Raw genomic sequence first — 18,859 nt, forward strand, 5'->3', positions numbered from 1 at the left:
TAAAGATTTCTTTAGCTACAAATAAAGCTCAAATTTCCATAAATTTACTCGAAAAAGCCTTTTTTAACGACCTTTTCATCTTTAACGCAAAACTCGCCTTTTACGATCACGTCATATAAATTTAGCTCCTCATCAAAGACGCAAAGATCAGCGTCATTGCCAACTTTCACTTCGCCTTTTTGGCTTAAATTTAGATATCTCGCCACGTTTTTGCTCATCAAAGCCAAAGTATCTTCTATCTTTAAAATTTTATTTCTTACCAAAGCTTGCAATACCTCTAAATTTGACGCACATGAGGCACAGCCATATCCTACTAGCTCGCCATTTTCGTTAAATTTAGGCACGCTGCCGTTGCCATCAGAGCTCATCGTTAGGCGCTCTAAATTTAGCCCATTTTCAATGCCATAAGCCACCACCTCGTGAAGTGGGGCAAATTTACTCCCACCACTTGTGATATCGACGTTTCCGCCCATTTTTTGAAATTTCAAAGCCTCATTAAACAGGTCTTTCGTCCTAGCGCAGTGTGTCGGCGAGAAGTAATGAACTGGGAATTCGTAGTCTTTTATCACCTTAAAGACGTTGTCAAATTTCTCACTCAGCCCTCCCATGTGCATGTGAAGCACGCCACCTTTTTTAGAGACCATGCCGCCTATGCGTATCTTGCTTAGAATTTTGATGAGCTCCTCTTTTGAGACGTAGCTGCCGCGGTTATCGGTCAGCGCGATCTTTACGCCGATCACTTTGTCGATTAGTATGAGGTCCTTTGCGATGTCGCCGGTAAATGTCACACAGGGGCTTGCGTATGAGCCGGTGTGGATGAAGGTCGAGATGCCCTCAAACTCGAGCGCTTTTGCTTTGGAGTAGAGATTTTCCAGGCTTCTAGTCACACCATCAGTCCCCAAAACGCCAACAAGCGTCGTAGTGCCGTATTTTACGATCTGACTAAGCGTGATCTCAGGCGTTCTTGAGTGATATCCAGCCTCGCCACCGCCACCCGTGATATGCACGTGCTGATCAATGAGGCCTGGAGCTAAAACCTTGCCTTTTAGATCGTAAATTTCAAGCCCTTCGATGTTAAAATTTAGCCCCTCGCCGATGGATAAAATTTTACCGCCACCTACCAAAACATCGCGCTTACCAAGAAATTTTGGCGTGTATAGATTAGCATTTTTAAGCAAAAGCATATTTTCTCCTTTATTTGCTAAGTTGCACTTTTTCTTCTATCTCCATTAGTTTTATGAAAATTTGCTCCACGTTTTCCCTATCCACGGCACTTAGCTCCATCTTTTTTGAGCTAAGTAGCATCTGCACAAACTCTTCATTCATAAGCTGCTCAAAGCCCAAATTTCTAGCGTTTTGAGCTATTTTTGCCGCTAGTGGATTTTTAAAGCTCTCATATCCCATTTTTATCCTTAAATTTCACTGCAAATCCGCAAAATCTACCGCACACGCCGTCTCTTCGGTATGAAAAATATCTCTCGTCGCAGTGCGTGCAGACCTCGCTAAAGTTTAAATTTCTAACCCCAAGTGCGCTAAATTCATCCCCTAAGGCCGCGTTCATATCAAAATTTCTACCTATCTTATATGCGTTAAATTCCCCAAGGTCAAGCTCGCCCACCTCGTAGCAGCCACCTTTTATATTTGCTCCGATAAATACGCTGATGTCGCCCACTCTTGAGCCAAATTTCTCGCCCATAAGCTTAACTGCTTTTGTGCAAATTTTTAGCGTCACGCCAGCTCTACCCGCGTGAGCCACGCAGATGACGCCCTGCCTCTCATCTATCATCACAACTGGCGAGCAGTCCGCCACCAAAACGCAGATGCCCACATCACTTAAATTTGTGATCACAGCGTCGCACTCTGGTAGCTCGTCCTCCTCATTTTCAAGGACAAAAACCTTGTCCGAGTGGATCTGCTTCATAAATTTAAGCTGTCTAACGCCTAAATTTCTAGCCAAAATTTCTCTATTTTTGATGACATCTCTTGGCTCATCGCCTACGTGATCGCCTAAATTTAGCGAGCTAAATTTACCTTCGCTCACGCCACCAAGCCTGTTTGTAAAGCCAGCCACTATGCTATTTTTATCAAAAACGATCTCTAAATTTTCACGCATCTTCGCTCACTTAGTAAAGGCTTGAAATTCTCTCGACCTCGTCCCAGCTAAGGCCGCCATTTTGTTTAGCTTCAATCATCCTAGCCACGTAGCGAGCCAGCAGGTCGCTCTCGATATTTACGCGCCTGCCGACCTTGAAAGTGCCAAAAAGGCTATCTCTAAACGTGATCGGTATGATGGTTAGTCTTATGCCATTTGGCAAAATTTCATTTATCGTAAGGCTCACGCCCTCAACGCCCACCGAGCCCTTGTTTGCCATCAGAGCCATCGCCTCCTTTGGCAGGTCGATGTAAAAATCAACGCCATTTTCATGCTTTTTTATAGCCGAGATCACACCGATAAAATCGATGTGCCCCTGCATCAAATGCCCATCCACGCGCTCTCCAAGCTTCATCGCTGGCTCGATATGCACCAAGCCACTTAAATTTTCAACCGCGACATTTGCCCTGCTCTCCGCGCTTAGCTCCACACTAAAGCCATCATCATATAGTTTTATGACACTTAGACAAGCGCCATTTACTGCGATGCTGTCGCCTAAATTTGTGCGAAATTTAGCCTTTAGTCGTAAAACATTTTGCGAGTAGCTAATGACCTCGGCAAGCTCCCTGATTAAGCCATTAAACATATTTTGCCTTTAAATTTTTTAAGGATTTTACTAAATTTTGCCTAAATTTGGCGCATGGATAGATTTGCTAGTTTTCGTGAATTTTAAAAGATATAAAGGCTAAATATAATGGATAAGACAACATTAAGATGAGCTTTTGAGCGGTCACGAAAAAAACAAAAAACGCGAGTGCAACCTAGAAAAAGAAATAAAAAAGCTAGCAAATTAGCGTTAAGCCGCTAGCTTGGTAGCAAAAGTCACTTGCAAGGTAAATTTAACTGGCGGCAAATTGCAAAAGATTTTAAACTTGATCTAGCTAGCATAAATTTCACCTGCTATTTGCCTTTAAATTTTTAATTTTACACATTTCTACGCGCGAAATTTATATGGCTCGCCAAAAAACAGCAATAATAATTTTACTACCGGACGCATATCAAAAGCTTTTGGCTAAATTTCGCCCCTAGCTCGTCTGCAAAACTAGCCACGTCTTGCTAAAGTCGCACGCCGCTAGGTCGTCCCTCTTTATCCACAGATAAACTCTGCCCTCTCCGTCCCAGTCCATGTCGCTATCCCAGTCGCTATCTATCTGCAAAAGCAGCTGCCACTGGGCGGCATTTTTCTCAAACTCCGCGATATTTGGGTGGTGATAAGCGCTACCATCGCCGCAGTCAAGGCCGTTTGCCACTAGCTCGCACTCTAGCTCCATGCCATCTTGAATGTTGTCAGAGTGGCCAAGGAGCTTGTTTTCTTTGGCCTGCCAGCTTGGCTCGATGATCTCGTGATAGGCCTCCCACTCCTCCTCGCTAAATTTACCAAATGGCACGAGCGAGCTTTGCAAACTCGGCAAATTTAGCTCGTTTTTAAAGCTAAGAGAGCGTGCGCCAAATGTGAAATTTTCGCTATCCACGTTTTGTCGAGCAAGCTGGTCTTGAGCTGCCTCACTAAAGATCACGACAAAGCCCTTTTTATCAGCAGGGTCGTAACCCCAAATGCGTAAATTTATATCATAAAAAAGATAGAGCATACCACTTTTTGGTAGTAACCCATCGGTGTCAAATTTGCTAACTTCAGCAAAATTTATCTGTGCCACAAAGCTAAGCGCGCCGTTTTCATTTGATGGCCAAGGCACGCTAGCTGGTAGATCTGGCTGCCCGCCAAATTTAGACGCTCAAACAGCGATATCCCCGTCATCTTTAGCCTGCGCATCTATTTTTATAGCATTTTTGGCCATTGGCTTTAAAAACTCAAAAAGTCCGTCCAAACCGTGCTCTTTGCAGCCTTTTGCAATTTCATTTAGATCCATATTTTTCCTTTCTAGCAAGCATCAATGTAGATGTGATACTTTTTGCAGTGCAAGCAGCAAAACAAATACCCAGCAAAGTCACCGCCAGCTACGAGCAGCTCGCGAGCCATTTTCGCGTCGTAATCGTCCCTTTTTGCGTAGTCCGCAAAGACCTCGTCTGCGATGCCAAGCTCCTCAAGCTCCTTCGTGCCCACATCGCCCAAAAATGCGCAATAATCATCACAGCACACCACCCAGTGCTCGCCCTGCCAGCTCTCATAGCCAGGTGTTCTATTAAAAAGCTCATCATCTTTTTTGGCATCATCTGTGGCAAGCTTGTCGGCGCCCTGCACAAATGTAGCGTCAAATTTCCTAGCAGCTTCGCCATTTGCGATGCAGGCTGGGCAAAGATAGGTGACATCTTGCTCGCTGTAGATGCCATTGTTGTAATAAATTTCAGTGTTTTTGCCGCAGCACTCGCAAATGACACTCATATCATCTTTAAATGCACCAGTTTTTAATGGCTCTGGGTGATAGCAAAATTTTGGCAAGGTGGCAGCCTTTGCCTTTTGAGCTAAAATTTGCTCTTTACTCTTTGGCCTTGGCACCGCCCATTTGTCGCCCTCATCCAATAACTGCACAAGATAACCAAGTGTTTTTAGCTGCTTTTTATCGTTTTTATCGTGTATCTTTAAAAGTAGCTCGTAAGCACTCTTTTGCATAGACAAAAGCTGATAAATATCGACTAAAACGCTCTTTGCTTGCATCTCCTCGCTTGCCTCAAGCTCTTCTTTGAACTGATACAAAGCCTCCACACTCGCCGCATTGCCGTTATTTTTGTAATAATCTTTTGAAAGGTTTATATATTTTTCTTGAAATTTATCCATAAATAGCCTTTATGAAATTTGCTAAGAATTTTAGCTTTAAAGACTTAAAAGTCGCATAGATGAGTTATTAAAATTTAAAAGAGTGGGATAAAAATATAAAATTGTTTAATTTTTAAAATTTAAAGAAAGTATATTAAATTTAGCGTAAAGGAGAGTCGCAAGCAAATTTACTTAAACTTTTAACTCACTTGCGACTATAAATTTTACTCTTCATAAGCCCCGATAGAGAGGATTTTGTCTATTCTTTTTGCGACAAGCTCGTTTATATCAAGCTTCTCAAGCTCGGCTAGCTCTGAGATGAAGTAGTTTGCAAGTGCTTTTGCGGCACCATCTTTATCTCTATGGGCTCCATTTATCGGCTCGTCTATAACGTCATCTATAAGTGATAAATTTTTTAAGTCATCAGCCGTTATCTTCATAGATTTTGTAGCTTGCTCTTGTTTAGCTGGGTCGTTCCAAAGTATCGCTGCACAACCCTCTGGCGAGATGACTGAAAAGACAGAGTTTTTCATCATAGCAAGTCTATCAGCCACACCAATAGCTAAAGCACCGCCACTTCCGCCTTCGCCGATAACGACAGCTATTATTGGAGTTTTTAAATTTGCAAATTCAAATAAATTTCTAGCTATAGCCTCGCTTTGACCTCGCTCTTCAGCGCCAACACCAGGATATGCGCCCGGAGTGTCTATCAAAAATAAGATAGGTAGGTTAAATTTTTCAGCCAATTTTGCTACGCGTAAAGCCTTTCGATAACCCTCCGGATGAGGCATACCAAAATTTCTTTTTAGTTTATTTTTAGTGCCACGACCTTTTTGCTCACCTATAACGACAGCCTTTTTGCCTCCGATATAGCCGATGTAGCAAACTATTGCTGGGTCGTCGCGAAATGCCCTATCGCCATGGATCTCATAGCCATCAACTAAAAATGAATTTATATAATCAATAGCGTATGGCCTATCTGGATGGCGAGCAAGTTGTAAACGCTGATATTCGTTTAAATTTTTATATACTTTTGATATCTCTTTAGATAAGTTCTTATTTAAAATTTCAACAGCATGTTCATCGCCTCTGATCTTAGCATTTGCTATATCTTCATCAATTTGCTTTATGCTCTTTTCAAAATCTAAATAATTTGACATCTTAATCCAACTTTTTAAATATCACGACACCGTTTGTTCCGCCAAAGCCAAATGAGTTACTCATAACAGCTTTTATGTCAGCTTTTCTAGCTTTATTTGGAACGTAGTCTAGATCGCAATCTGGATCTGGCGTTTCATAGTTTATCGTCGGAGGGATGATGCCATCTCTCATTGCCATTATAGATATGACTGCTTCGATCGCACCAGCACCACCTAAGCAGTGTCCAGTTTGACCTTTGGTTGAGCTAACTGGTGGGCACTTATCACCAAAAACAGCCTTAAGTGCAGCTGTCTCATTTTTATCATTTACTGGTGTTGAAGTACCATGTGCATTGACATAGTCTATCTTTACGCCTTTTGCCATATCAAGTGCTTGCTTCATCGCGCTTAATGGACCTTCAAGTGTTGGTGACGTGATGTGGTGTGCATCTCCGCTCTCGCCAAATCCAACTACTTCAGCGTAAATTTTAGCACCTCTTGCAACAGCCGACTCATACTCTTCAAGCACAAGTGCGCCAGCACCCTCGCCCATTACAAAGCCATCGCGGTTTGCATCAAATGGCCTTGATGCCTTACTTGGCTCATCGTTTCTTGTTGATAGCGCTTTCATCGCTGCAAAACCGCCTATGCCAACGCCACAGATAGTTGACTCAGCACCGATAACTAGCATATTTGTCGCTTGACCGATCATTATGCATTTTGCAGCTTGTGATATCGCATGAGTGCTTGCTGCACAAGCTGTTACGCTTGATAAATTTGGACCTTTTAGTCCGTGGTTTATTGAAACTATGCCACCTAGCATATTTACAAGTGCAGATGGGATGAAAAATGGCGAAATTCTCTTTACGCCTTTTTCAAAATATGTGATTGAGTTTTTCTCAATGTTTGGCAAACCACCTATACCAGCTGCTGAACTAACACCAAATTTATGAGCGTCAAACTCCTTAAAATTCGCATCAGCCATAGCTTCGTTAGATGCTTTTATGCCAAGCTGTATGAAACGATCTACTTTTTTCACCTCTTTGCCGTCTAAAATGCTATTTGGATCAAAATCAGTTATCTCGGCAGCAATTTTAACAGGGAATTCGCTTACATCAAAGCTCGTGATCTCTTTCACACCTGTTTTACCCTCGCAAATAGCCTTAAAAGAGCTCTCTTTATCAAGACCAAGTGCGTTTATCATGCCAATACCAGTTACAACGACTCGTTTCAATACATCTCCTTAAATCAAACTATGCAAATTTAAATTATTTGCCTAGTTTTTCTATATAATTTACAACGTCTTGAATGCTTACTAATTTCTCTGCTTCGCTATCAGGAATTTCTACTTCAAATTTCTCTTCTAAAGCCATAACTAGCTCTACAACGTCAAGTGAATCAGCGCCCAAATCTTCGATAATTTTAGACTCTAGTTTTACCGCTTGTGGATCTACGCTTAGTTGCTCTACAACTACGTCTCTTACGTCTTCAAATACTGCCATTTAAGGTCTCCTTATAAAAAATGTCTGTTATCTTATAATATTTACGCTTTTATTTATTTTAAATTTCAAAACTTGTTGAAATTTCATTACATATAAAGTCCGCCGTTTATTTTTAGCGTCTCACCAGTCACGTAGCTCGCGTGATCACTTAGTAAAAATGCCACGGCCTCGGCCACCTCACTAGCGCTGCCAAAGCGTTTTAGCGGGATATTATCGCTATAAGTTTTTTTCACCTCATCACTTAGCCCATGCGTCATATCAGTCTCGATAAAGCCCGGAGTTACGCTGTTAAAGCGGATATTTCTACTTGCGCCCTCTTTTGCAAAGCTCTTACTCATAGCGATTAGTCCGCCCTTGCTGGCTGAATAATTTACCTGTCCAGCATTTCCCATCTCACCAACGATAGATGCGACGTTTACGACCGCTCCGAAGCGCTTTTTACTCATCACTTTCAAAGCCTCTCTACATCCTATGAAAGCTGAAGTTAAATTTGCATTTATCACATCTGTAAATTCGCTAGTTTTCATGCGAAGCGCTAGCTTGTCATTTGTGATACCAGCGTTATTTACAAGGTAGCTTAGCTCGCCGTCGCTATCGACTATCAAATTTATACCTTTTATAAATTCATCTTCGTCTGTCGCGTCAAATTTTATCACTGCAGCCTTGCCGCCATTTTGCTCGATCTCAGCTTGCAAAGCGTCTGCTATCTCAGGCTTTGAGCGGTAGTTTATCCACACTTTTAAGCCCATATTTGCAAGCGTCTTTGCGATCTGTGCGCCGATACCTCTGCTTGCACCTGTTATTAGCACGTTTTTTCCGCTAAATTTCATAGATTCTCCTTATAAATTTTGCTTATATTATCAAATTTAAAATAACGCCTCGTCCATTTCAGCTGGGATCTCAAGCCCCATGAGCTTTAAAACGCTAGGTGCGATGTTGTTTAGTCCGCCATTTTTTAGCTCTTTTACACCATCGGCTATCACAAAGCAAAAGACGTCATAAGTCGTGTGGTTTGTTAGTAGCTCGCCGCTGCTATCACGCATCTCTTCGCAGTTTCCGTGATCGCTCGTGATGATCATCGCGTAGTTTTTCTCTTTTGCCTTGGCGTAAATTTCTCCAAGAGCCGCATCCACCGCTTCAACCGCCTTTATAGCGGCCTCGTAGTTGCCAGTATGCCCTACCATATCGCCATTTGCGAAATTTACCACGATAAAGTCTTGCTCATCATCCATGCCCTTTAGCACGGCTTTACAAACCTCAGCAGCGCTCATCTCTGGCTTTTCGTCGTAGGTTTTTACTTTTGGACTAGGGATGAGCACCCTAGTTTCGTTGCTAGCTAGCTCCTCAACGCCGCCATTAAAGAAAAATGTTACGTGGGCGTATTTTTCAGTCTCAGCCGTGTGAAGCTGCCTTAGTCCAGCGGACGCTATGACCTCGCTTAGGGTGTTTTTTATCTTTTCATTTTTAAATAGCACTTCAAATTTAAAATTTGCGTCGTATTCGGTCATGGTGATAAGATTTTTAATGACAAAAGGTCGCTCAAACTCGCTAAATTTCTCTTCACCTAGAGCCTCGCAAATCTCTCTTGCCCTATCATTTCTAAAATTTATAAAGATCACGCCGTCATCTTTGCCCATGCCACTAAAGCCATTAAAGCTTGCTGGCTTTACAAACTCGTCTGTCACGCCCTCATCGTAGCTTTTTTGTAGATACTCGCTTGGTGCTAGATCGCTTAAATTTGCTCCCTTTACCAAGCTATCATAGGCCTCTTTTACGCGCTCCCAGCGTTTATCTCTATCCATCGCGTAAAATCTCCCGCAAACCGTTGCTACCTTAAATTTAGCCTCCAAACTTTTTATGAAATTTAGACCGCTATTTGGGCTAACGTCGCGTCCGTCGGTGATAGCGTGGGCAAAAACTTCGCAGCCACTTTTGCCAGCAAGCTCGCACATACCATCAAAATGCTCTAAGTGAGAGTGCACGCCACCGTCGCTATAAAGCCCTATGACGTGGATTTTTTTGCACTTTTTAAAAAGAGCTTTTAGCGCTTCATTTTCTGCTACTGAGCCATCAGCAAAGCCACGTGAAATTTTGACCAAATTTTGATACAAAACTCGACCGCTTCCTATGCACATGTGCCCTACTTCGCTGTTTCCCATCTGCCCTTCAGGTAGTCCCACAGCGTTTCCAGAGGTTTTTATAAGTGAGTTTGGAATTTCTTTAAAAAATTTATCGTAGTTTGGCTTTTTAGCCGCCTCAAATGCATTAAATTTGCCATTTTTGTTTGATCCAATGCCATCAGTTATTATAAGTATAGTTTTTTGAGCCATTTTTAAATTTTATCCTTAAATTTAGATAATTTTTAAGGCCATTATACTAAAATTGCTTTTTTTTAAAATAAAGGCCCCTATGTTTTACTATATCTATGAAATTTTAAATTTTAATATCTTTCAGTATATCACCGTTCGCGCTGGCATCGCGTTTTTCATAGCATTTATCTTGACAGCTTATCTGATGCCTAAATTTATCGCTTGGGCAAAGGCAAAAAACGCCGCCCAGCCTATCTACGAGCTCGCGCCACAAACTCACCAAAAAAAGGCAAAAACGCCGACCATGGGCGGACTTGTCTTTGTCTTTACAGCCGTGATCGCCACGATCATCTGCGCAAGGCTTGATAACGCCTTTGTGCTAGCCTCGCTCTTTTGCCTAGTTTGCTTCACCCTGCTTGGCTACAAGGATGACTACAGCAAAATTTTAGGTGCGAAAAACCACGCCGGCTTAAGCCCAAAGGCAAAGCTCTTTTTCCAGTTTCTCATCGCCTTTTTACTCGCAGCCTTTTTATACATCAGCAAAGAGCTAAACACCGAGTTTTACCTGCCATTTTATAAGCAGCCGATCTTTGACATGAAAATTTTTGCCATTTTCTTTTGGACGCTAGTCATCGTCGCAGCCTCAAATGCGGTAAATTTAACAGACGGACTTGACGGACTTGCCGCCGTGCCATCGATATTTTCGCTTTTAACTCTTGGCGTTTTTGCCTACATCTGCGGCCACGCTGTCTTTAGCTCGTACCTACTTTTGCCAAAGATCGCAGGCGTTGGCGAGAGCGTCGTCGTTGCCTCTGCGCTAATTGGCTCGCTCATGGGCTTTTTGTGGTTTAACTGCCATCCGGCCGAGGTCTTTATGGGCGATAGCGGTAGCCTAAGCGTTGGCGCATATATCGGCTTTATGGGCGTTTCGACCAAAAATGAAATTTTGCTCATCATCATCGGCCTCATCTTTGTCGTTGAGACCCTAAGCGTCATCTTGCAGGTGGGTAGCTTTAAAATTTTTAAACGCAGAATTTTCTTAATGGCGCCTATACATCACCATTTTGAGATCAAAGGCTGGGCGGAAAATAAGATTATCGTGCGCTTTTGGATCATCGCGCTTTTGGCAAATTTGATCGCACTGACCGCGCTAAAGATCAGGTAGATCATGCGAGCGCAGATAGAGCCTGACTTTGAGAGTGCTAGAAAAAAATATGATGAAATTTTGGAGCAAATTTTAGCCTACACCGACTATTGCGACGAATTTGGCGATGAAGACGGCAAAGAGTACCGCAAGGTAGAGCAGCGTCTAGCCAAGATAAGCGGCAAGGATATGAGTAAATTTAGCCTGCACGAGTGGTGGGAGGCCGAGGGCGCTGAAAATCTCGCCTTTGACATCGCTTTGCCAGAGCCAAAAGTGGTGCCTGATATAACAAAAGACGAGCTTAGGCAGATCGTAGAGCGCATGTTGGCGCCTGTGCCTGAATTTGATGATGATTTTTTAGAGGCATTTTATGTAAGAGTGACATTTGCCTGCAAGGGTGCATATTTCGCAGAGTTTTTGAAGCTAAATTTTACCAAAACCTTTAGCTTTGAGCTCTTTGATCGCCGCGAGATAGAGGGCGTGATGTGTGAGCTAAGTGCTAACGAGATAGTAGAAATTTTATGGGGCAAAAGAGGATAAAAGTATGAGAAAATCACTATTTGGCTATGGTGACACGACAAAGGCGATCGCTAAAAACTTCGTAAATGACGGACTTTGGGACATCTACGATGATAAATTTAGTGAAGCTTCAAAGGATGAGTTTGGCAACGCTCTTTTGCCAGTTAGCGAATTTGACCCAGCAAAAAGCAGCCTAGAGATACCAAGCCCAGGCATCCCGCCTCACCACGAGCTTGTCAAAAAAGCTAAAAATTTAGTTAGCGAATATGACTATTTTTATGAAATTTACAAGGCGCATCTGCCATTTAACGTCTGGATAAGCGGCACAAACGGCAAAACGACGACCACAAAGATGATGCAGCACCTGTTAGAGAGCAAAGGCTCAGTCATGGGCGGAAACGTCGGCATCGCGCTAGCAAATTTAGACCCGCACGCTAAAATTTGGATACTTGAGACTAGCTCATTTACCCTGCACTACACAAAGCACGCAACGCCTGGCATCTACGTGCTTTTGCCGATCACTCCAGACCATCTAAGCTGGCATGGCAACATGAGCGAGTACGAAAAGGCAAAGCTTAAGCCGCTTGCTAGCATGAGCGAAACAAGCGTAGCTATCGTGCCTGAAATTTACGCTAAAACGCCTACAAAGGCCAAAGTGATCGCCTATAAAGATGAGAGCGATCTGGCTAAATTTTGTGGTATAAATTTAGGCGATATAGCCTTTAAAACGCCATTTTTGCTTGACGCGCTACTGGCACTTGCGGTGGAGAAAATTTTATTTGACCGCTACGATGTGGAGCTTTTAAACACATTTGTCATCGAGGCAAACAAGCTCGAAGAATTTACTGATAACAAGGGTCGAACCTGGGTAAATGACACAAAAGCGACCAACATAGATGCGAGCATTCAAGCCGTGAAACGCTATAAAGATCACTTCATGCACCTGATCTTAGGCGGCGATGACAAGGGCGTTAGCATGGATGAGCTATTTGAAAATTTAAAGGGTCTTAAAGTCAAAATTTACACCATCGGCTCAAACAGCGACAAGCTTATGAATTTAGCTGATAAATTTAACGTCCCCGCCCTAAAATGCGACTTTTTACAAAACGCTGTAAATGAGATAAGCAAAGAGCTTAAAAAAGGCGAGATAGCACTTCTAAGCCCAGCAGCTGCGAGCCTTGATCAGTTTAAGAGCTACGCAGAGCGAGGAGATAAATTTAAAGAGTTTATAAAGGCTCTTTGATAGCTTTTACAAAACTCACTCTTGTTATTTTTTTAGTTTAGATAAAAATTTATTTTTTCTTATATAAAAATTTAGTAAATTTTTCCGATATTACAATACACACATTTTACAGGGATGAAAAAATGCCAAATTTTGACGCCATAAGGATCGGCGTTATCAAAAAGATCAAGGGTGAAGCCATCGCCATAGGCAGGGACGGCACTATGAGAGTGCTGCACAAAGGCGATGAAATTTACCTTGGTGATGATATAAAAACGAGCGAAAACTCGAACCTTACCATTGTTTTTGATGACGGCGAAAAGACTTATGTCGGCTTTAGCTCGGTATTTCACACAATAAATGTCTTTGCTGAGCACAAAGGCGAGCTAGTCATCCCAAAAAATGCAAACATCCTTGAAAATCACAAAGAACACGCAAATGACGATGATCAAATCTCCCATCAAGAGCTATCTTCTCACGGCTCATCACCACATAACTTCGCCTCAGCAAGCAGTAGTGGCATCAAATTTGAACTAGGTGGTCACTACTCAAATATCTATGACTTCTACACTGGTTTGCGCGCTCTTGAAGCGAGGCATGACAAGGTCAAATGGCCAGTTGGCGAGGCTAAAATTGGCGGTGTCTCTTATACTAAATCCAACAAGCTAGAGTCAAATACTAGTGCAACTAACAACACAGTTATAAATCCTGGCACTTATGTGCCTTCAGAGCCAAACATCGTGCTAAATTTCAACCTCACAAGTGATACTGGCGATAAAAAGGGCTTTTTAGGAGGGGCGCAGCTAAACTCACTACCAAAGACTCCTGATGGCAAGAAGATCATAACAAGCATAGGCGTCGATATCCCAGATGTTGCTAAAAATGGCGACATCATCACGATAAAGACAAATATGAAAGGTGGTGGCAAAACTAGCAACTACAAAGTAAATACGATAACAAACGAGCTAATCCCAGTTGATAGCACCGGATGCCCACTGGAGCGCCTCCTATACCTATCGTAAATGGCAAAGCAGAGATCACTGGAGTTGAAATTTTAAACCATGGCAAAACGACCGTGACAAGCTCATACACCACTGGAGGCAGAACATTTACAGCGCCGTCAACTGCCTATGAGCTAAACGACACGCCAGCCATCTCAAAAGTGACAGCCACGCTTGATCTTGATAAAAATGGCGACGGCGTGATAGACGCGACCGAGCTAGGATATGGCAGCGGCACGCAAACTAGCGGCATGAAATTTGTAGTGCCTGACGAGCTTAGCACTGGAGATAAGATCACGTTTAAGCTAAATGAACCGGGCAAACCACCAGTTGAGAAGAAATTTACGCTAGATAAAGAAAATGGCACAGCCACTGACGAGGACGGCAACACCTATACATTTACGACCGATGAAAATGGCGCAGTTAGCTTTAGCGTGCCAAACATCGCAAACATCACAGCAGGAAGCAGCATAGAAACTGGCGTAGTCGATAAATTTGGCAACATCTCAGCCACTCACACTACGCCAAGCAGCAGTGTAAGTGACACTGTAAAAGTGACGCTAACAGCTGATAAAAACGGCGATGGGCTGATAAGTGGCGACGAGATAGGAGATGGCACTTCAAAGGTTGAGATAAATTTACCTCGCACTATAAAACCAAAAGAGAGCGTCACTATAAACATAGGTGGCTCGCCAAAAGAATTTGTCGTAAGCGACGATGGCACAAGCGTCTATGATAAAAATAACCCAAGCGTAGTAGTAGTGCCAATAGTTAATGGTAAATTTGAAGTGCCAGGCGTAAGCGTGCCAGTAGCACCTGGCTCAAGTGTATCTATAAACACAACGGTTAATGACGAGCATGGCACGCCAAAACCAAATGGCTCAAGCAACCAAACCACCCCAAGCGTCGTAGTAGCTCCTCCTGTAAAATCAGCCAAGATAAGCTTTGATAGTGACTTGGGCTCTAGCAATAGAACACCAGATGGCAAGATAGATACCTCAGAAAACAGATACAATGACGGCGACCCAACAAAAACTGAGGCGTCTATAAAAATCCCAAGCGTGATAAAAGAAGGCGATAAGATAGCCATAGATGTCACAAATCCAGACGGCAGCAAAACGCACAAAATTTACACATACACTAACGGCAAGATAATCGCCCCTGATCACAATGAAGTGCCACTAAATGATGGTAAATTTAGGATCACAGTGCCAATAGAGCATGGCAAAACAACAAGCATAACGACGACCATGATGGACAAGGCTGGCAACAAAGGCGAAAGCGATACAAATGAGATAAAATTTAGCGACAGCCCAGTGGCTAAATTTGTCAAAGATGCTGACGGAGACGGGCTCATAGATGACACCACTGGAGCCATAACGACCTCTGATGTAAAGGTCTATCTCCCAAGTAGTGCAGTGCCAAAAGATGAGCTAAAGATAAGCATCCTAAACCCGCTTACCAACAAACAATCAACCGTGAGCTATATCCTAGACGATGATGGCGTGCATATGATAAACAAAAAAGACCCAAGCGATATAAAAGTGATAAGTGACGGCGCTATCACCATACCAGATGTGATAGTAAGCAGCAAGCGTCCGACCTTAGTCGATGCGACCCTTATAAAAGATGATGGGAGTGCGATCTCTGGCACATCAAGTGGCAGGCTATTTGCCTTTGGCGTGCTTGACTACATAGATGATGTAAAGCTTGTTACAAAGATAGATAATGCCGATATCCACTCCGCAAAATACCTAAACGAAGAGGACTACGAGCACATCATCTCGACAAGCCAGTATGAGTCAAATTCGACCCAAAAGATAAACTACAACATCGCTCTTACAAATGACGAACAGCCATACATTAAATTTGGCATAAACAAGCCTGATACCACAAGTGACGGCAAAGGCTACGTGCTAATCGAGATAAAAGATGAAAACGCAAATATAAGTGATAGCTTTATAGCTAAGATCGAAAACAACACCGTCATAGCAGACTTTGAAAAAGCTGGCAAAAAGCTAGATAGGACTCACCACATCATAGACGCCACCTACGTGGGGACTGACGGCGTGCCTCAAAGAGATGATAATCTAACTATCACAGTCGATCTTGACTCAAAGCCTGACAAGCTAATAGAATCTGACTTTGATAATATAAAAAACAGCTCTGGCAACTACGCTATAAATTTTAGCGGCAAAGGCGAAGCTGCAAACAATCCGCACGATGAAAAATCAAAAGATGTAGAGGTCATAGACGCTGAGACATCTGAGAAGACGACACTGACACTTGATAGAAATTTAAGCTACTCTGGAAGCTTTAACGTGGCGCAAAACACTGGCAGCAAAAACTACATCGTTGAAAGACTAGATGATGCGGGAAATTTAGCCGTTCAAACCGTGACTATGGTGGCAAACAAAGGCCTTGATGTTGATATGTGGTTTTATGATTGTACAAATAAAGAATTTTGGAGTAAATACAGCCCTGTAATCTACAAACCATCGGCACCACCTTATCACTACAATGACACTTTGCCAACACCAACAACTGCTGGCTTATACCATGTAGCAAATCACTATACACAGTGGATGGAGTGGGCTGGTGTTAGTGCAACTACTACATTTAGTCAAGTTACTTTTAGATCAGGTCGAGATTATAATAGATCTTGGACTAGACCACACTCGGGTGAGCTAAATACAAATGATATGGCAAGGGTTGGGCATTCTCCAAATGCAAGCAAAACAGATACATATGGGCTAGATCCCTATACGGTAGATACAGAAAATTATCCAGCAGATTATTCGAAAAAAGATGCCTCTGGGAAATACAGAGAAGATTATTTAGAAAATTTTAAAGGAAACTATACATTACTGGAAGCTGAGACAGTAGGAACAGACCTTATCATGCATATGAGTGGCTGGATATATGTAAGCGAAACAGCCAACTACTTATTAAAAATGCAATACTATCAAGACCTAGCAAGCCTTAAAATATCAAATCATGAAATGCAAGGCGCTTGGTGGTCTGGTGATTATGGCAAACATAAGACAGAAGCTAGTTTTCACCTTGAAAAAGGCTTTCATAAAATAAATATTGACTACATTGATCAAAGAACAGATCTAAATTTTGATATTGCGATTAAAAAAGATAGCACTTATAAAATAATAGGCTCACAAGGAAGCGGCACGCATCTTTTTAGTGATAGCTATGTGAAAGCTTTAGAAGATAAAGGATATGTCAGTAGTGCTGATGCAAATGGCTATAGAAAAGCACTAAATGGCTATGGCAACGATCCAGATGATTTTAACAAAGTAATACATCTAAAACACAACACAGATGCTCTTGAAGGTAGCAACCTAAACGATGTCTTTATCTATAACGGCAAGAGCATAGATGCAAAAGGTGGCGTAGATAAGCTGATATTTGTTGAAGATATAGACCTTAGTGAAGTAAATAATCTAAAGGATAAACTAAAAAGCTTTGAACGCCTGCAACTAGGCACAGAGAGCCAAAACGTTTCAATCGCGCTAAATGCAAAGAGCGTTCTTGACATCATAGACTCAAAAACGACAAAGATAACAGAAGGCGAATACTCAACCTTAAGAACTATACCTGGAACAGAGAGTGTAAATACAGTTTTAAAGATAGCAGGCAAGGATGGCGACATAGTAAAACTTATAAATTCTGGAGTTAATAAATTTGAATTAGCAACAAAAGAAGAGGTAACTTTACTAAACTGGAAGCATAGCAAAGCTATAGGGGATAGCTATAACAAAGTAGAAGTAGATACGAATGGACATGCAGTAAATCACGTCTATAAAGGCACATACATAAAAGATGGCGAGTTAAAGACATTTTTTATTGAGATAGACAAAAATGTCAAGATCGTAGCGCAAGAGCGCAACTATGACGATACCTTTACATATAATGCCACCAACCCTATAGACGCAAAAGATGGAGTAGATACACTCATCTTTACAGCAAATACCGACCTTAGCAACATAGATGTAAAAGATAAGCTAAAAAGCTTTGAGAGGGTGCAACTAGGTAAGGATAATGAAGCGGTTGCCCTCACTCTAAATTCAAAAAACATACTTGACATCATGGGCTCAAAAGAGACCGCCACGACCATCGAAACAAGCGGCACGAAAAAAGAGATACAAGGCACAAAAAGCATAAATACAGTCTTAAAAATAACGGGCGACGAAAACGACGAGGTAAAACTCATAGGAAGCTTCTCAAAAGCAACTGATGAGGAAGTGACGATGCTAAACTGGAAGCACAGTCAAGTCGCGGGCGATGAATTTAATAAAGTCGAAGTCACAGATAATAGCGGTAGCAAAACCTACCCTAACCACAGCAATGTAACTTACAATGCAAGTGCAAATGCAACGATACACGGCATGGATCACGCGGTAAATCAAGTCTATAAAGGCACATATACCGATGGAGCTAACACGAGGACATTTTTCGTTGAGATAGATAAAGGCGTTAAATTTACATGCGAAGGAGACGATAAAGACAATAAATTTATCTATGAGGGCGATCCGATAGACGCAAAAGATGGCGTTGATACGCTCATCTTTACTGAAAATATCGATCTTAGCAGAGTGGATGACCTAAACGATAAACTAAAGAGCTTTGAAATTTTACAGCTTGGTAGCAAGAGCACTCAGGCGGTCTCGATAGGACTGGATGCTAAAAGCGTGCTTGATATCATAGACTCACAAGTAACAGATGGTGGCTTAAAAAGCGTAAATACCGTGCTAAAGATCAAAGGCAATAATAATGACAAAGTGGCACTAGAGGGCAAAGGAACTATCTTCACACAAGCAACAGATGGCGAAGTAGCGGCACTAAATTTAAAGCATAGCGCTTTAGGCGATACACACAACCAAGTAGCAGTTGATGGTAGCGGTCACGCTGTAAATCAAGTCTATAAAGGCGTATATGGTAGTGGAGCTGGCGCACAAACATTTTTTATCGAGATAGATAAATATGTAAGTGTAGTAAATTTGGTGCATTAAATTTAACTCTATCAGGCTAAAATTTATAGTTTTATATTTAAATTCCTTAAAAATAAAAGCTTCTTGTATATTTTTAAACTTAGTTTAAATATTTAAAATGTATAATCCAATTTCTTTTATCAAGGTGGTTGGAT

Annotated in this window: 14 protein-coding genes and 2 pseudogenes; 4 read left to right on the plus strand and 12 right to left on the minus strand. The window is 42.0% G+C overall.

Features of this window, described 5'->3' with window-relative positions; genetic code table 11:
* Nucleotides 1-44 precede the first annotated feature (44 nt).
* The 12 genes and pseudogenes from iadA to gpmI all read right to left on the minus strand — a co-directional run bounded on the left by iadA (nucleotide 45) and on the right by gpmI (nucleotide 9,836).
* Nucleotides 45-1,184: a beta-aspartyl-peptidase gene (gene iadA / locus CYO90_RS09750; protein ID WP_103579357.1), complete on the minus strand. Its 1,140-nt coding sequence runs from the start codon at nucleotides 1,182-1,184 to the stop codon at nucleotides 45-47.
* 10 nt (nucleotides 1,185-1,194) lie between these two features.
* Nucleotides 1,195-1,404, minus strand: coding sequence for a hypothetical protein (locus tag CYO90_RS09755; protein WP_021092152.1), 210 nt, complete (start codon nucleotides 1,402-1,404; stop codon nucleotides 1,195-1,197).
* The gene (locus CYO90_RS09760) at nucleotides 1,394-2,113 is read right to left on the minus strand and encodes a polyphenol oxidase family protein (RefSeq protein ID WP_103579358.1); all 720 of its coding nucleotides are present in this window, start codon (nucleotides 2,111-2,113) and stop codon (nucleotides 1,394-1,396) included. The genes CYO90_RS09755 and CYO90_RS09760 overlap by 11 nt, the downstream gene beginning before the upstream one ends.
* Nucleotides 2,114-2,123: 10 nt before the next feature.
* Entirely contained in the window at nucleotides 2,124-2,738 is a 615-nt protein-coding gene (locus CYO90_RS09765) for a riboflavin synthase (RefSeq protein ID WP_103579359.1), read from the minus strand.
* A 439-nt stretch (nucleotides 2,739-3,177) separates the two neighbouring features.
* Nucleotides 3,178-3,870: pseudogene (locus CYO90_RS09770) on the minus strand (YwqG family protein); the annotation flags it as partial.
* A 15-nt stretch (nucleotides 3,871-3,885) separates the two neighbouring features.
* On the minus strand, nucleotides 3,886-4,020 hold the full coding sequence (locus CYO90_RS10625) for a hypothetical protein (protein WP_258030728.1): 135 nt from the start codon (nucleotides 4,018-4,020) through the stop codon (nucleotides 3,886-3,888).
* 11 nt (nucleotides 4,021-4,031) lie between these two features.
* Entirely contained in the window at nucleotides 4,032-4,886 is an 855-nt protein-coding gene (locus CYO90_RS09775; RefSeq protein ID WP_103579360.1) for a CbrC family protein, read from the minus strand.
* Nucleotides 4,887-5,089: 203 nt separating this feature from the next.
* A complete protein-coding gene (accA, locus tag CYO90_RS09780; protein WP_103579361.1) occupies nucleotides 5,090-6,025 on the minus strand; it encodes an acetyl-CoA carboxylase carboxyl transferase subunit alpha in 936 nt (311 codons plus the stop codon).
* Nucleotide 6,026: 1 nt separating this feature from the next.
* Entirely contained in the window at nucleotides 6,027-7,238 is a 1,212-nt protein-coding gene (locus CYO90_RS09785; RefSeq protein ID WP_021085320.1) for a beta-ketoacyl-ACP synthase II, read from the minus strand.
* 34 nt (nucleotides 7,239-7,272) lie between these two features.
* The gene (gene acpP / locus CYO90_RS09790; RefSeq protein ID WP_002941395.1) at nucleotides 7,273-7,506 is read right to left on the minus strand and encodes an acyl carrier protein; all 234 of its coding nucleotides are present in this window, start codon (nucleotides 7,504-7,506) and stop codon (nucleotides 7,273-7,275) included.
* Between the two features lie 86 nt (nucleotides 7,507-7,592).
* Entirely contained in the window at nucleotides 7,593-8,336 is a 744-nt protein-coding gene (gene fabG, locus CYO90_RS09795; protein ID WP_021083753.1) for a 3-oxoacyl-ACP reductase FabG, read from the minus strand.
* Between the two features lie 36 nt (nucleotides 8,337-8,372).
* On the minus strand, nucleotides 8,373-9,836 hold the full coding sequence (gene gpmI / locus CYO90_RS09800) for a 2,3-bisphosphoglycerate-independent phosphoglycerate mutase (protein ID WP_103579362.1): 1,464 nt from the start codon (nucleotides 9,834-9,836) through the stop codon (nucleotides 8,373-8,375).
* A gap of 79 nt (nucleotides 9,837-9,915) precedes the next feature.
* Between gpmI and mraY the strand changes: the two genes are divergently transcribed.
* From mraY to CYO90_RS09820, 4 genes and pseudogenes are all read left to right on the plus strand, one after another.
* A complete protein-coding gene (gene mraY, locus CYO90_RS09805) occupies nucleotides 9,916-10,980 on the plus strand; it encodes a phospho-N-acetylmuramoyl-pentapeptide-transferase (RefSeq protein ID WP_103579365.1) in 1,065 nt (354 codons plus the stop codon).
* 3 nt (nucleotides 10,981-10,983) lie between these two features.
* Nucleotides 10,984-11,499 carry a hypothetical protein gene (locus CYO90_RS09810; RefSeq protein ID WP_103579363.1) on the plus strand — a complete coding sequence of 172 codons (516 nt, stop codon included), beginning with the start codon at nucleotides 10,984-10,986 and terminating at the stop codon, nucleotides 11,497-11,499.
* 4 nt (nucleotides 11,500-11,503) lie between these two features.
* A complete protein-coding gene (gene murD, locus CYO90_RS09815) occupies nucleotides 11,504-12,721 on the plus strand; it encodes a UDP-N-acetylmuramoyl-L-alanine--D-glutamate ligase (RefSeq protein WP_103579364.1) in 1,218 nt (405 codons plus the stop codon).
* 122 nt (nucleotides 12,722-12,843) lie between these two features.
* Nucleotides 12,844-18,725: pseudogene (locus tag CYO90_RS09820) on the plus strand (hypothetical protein).
* Nucleotides 18,726-18,859: the final 134 nt, after the last annotated feature.

The sequence above is a fragment of the Campylobacter concisus genome (genome assembly GCF_002913745.1).
Lineage (GTDB): Bacteria > Campylobacterota > Campylobacteria > Campylobacterales > Campylobacteraceae > Campylobacter_A > Campylobacter_A concisus_R.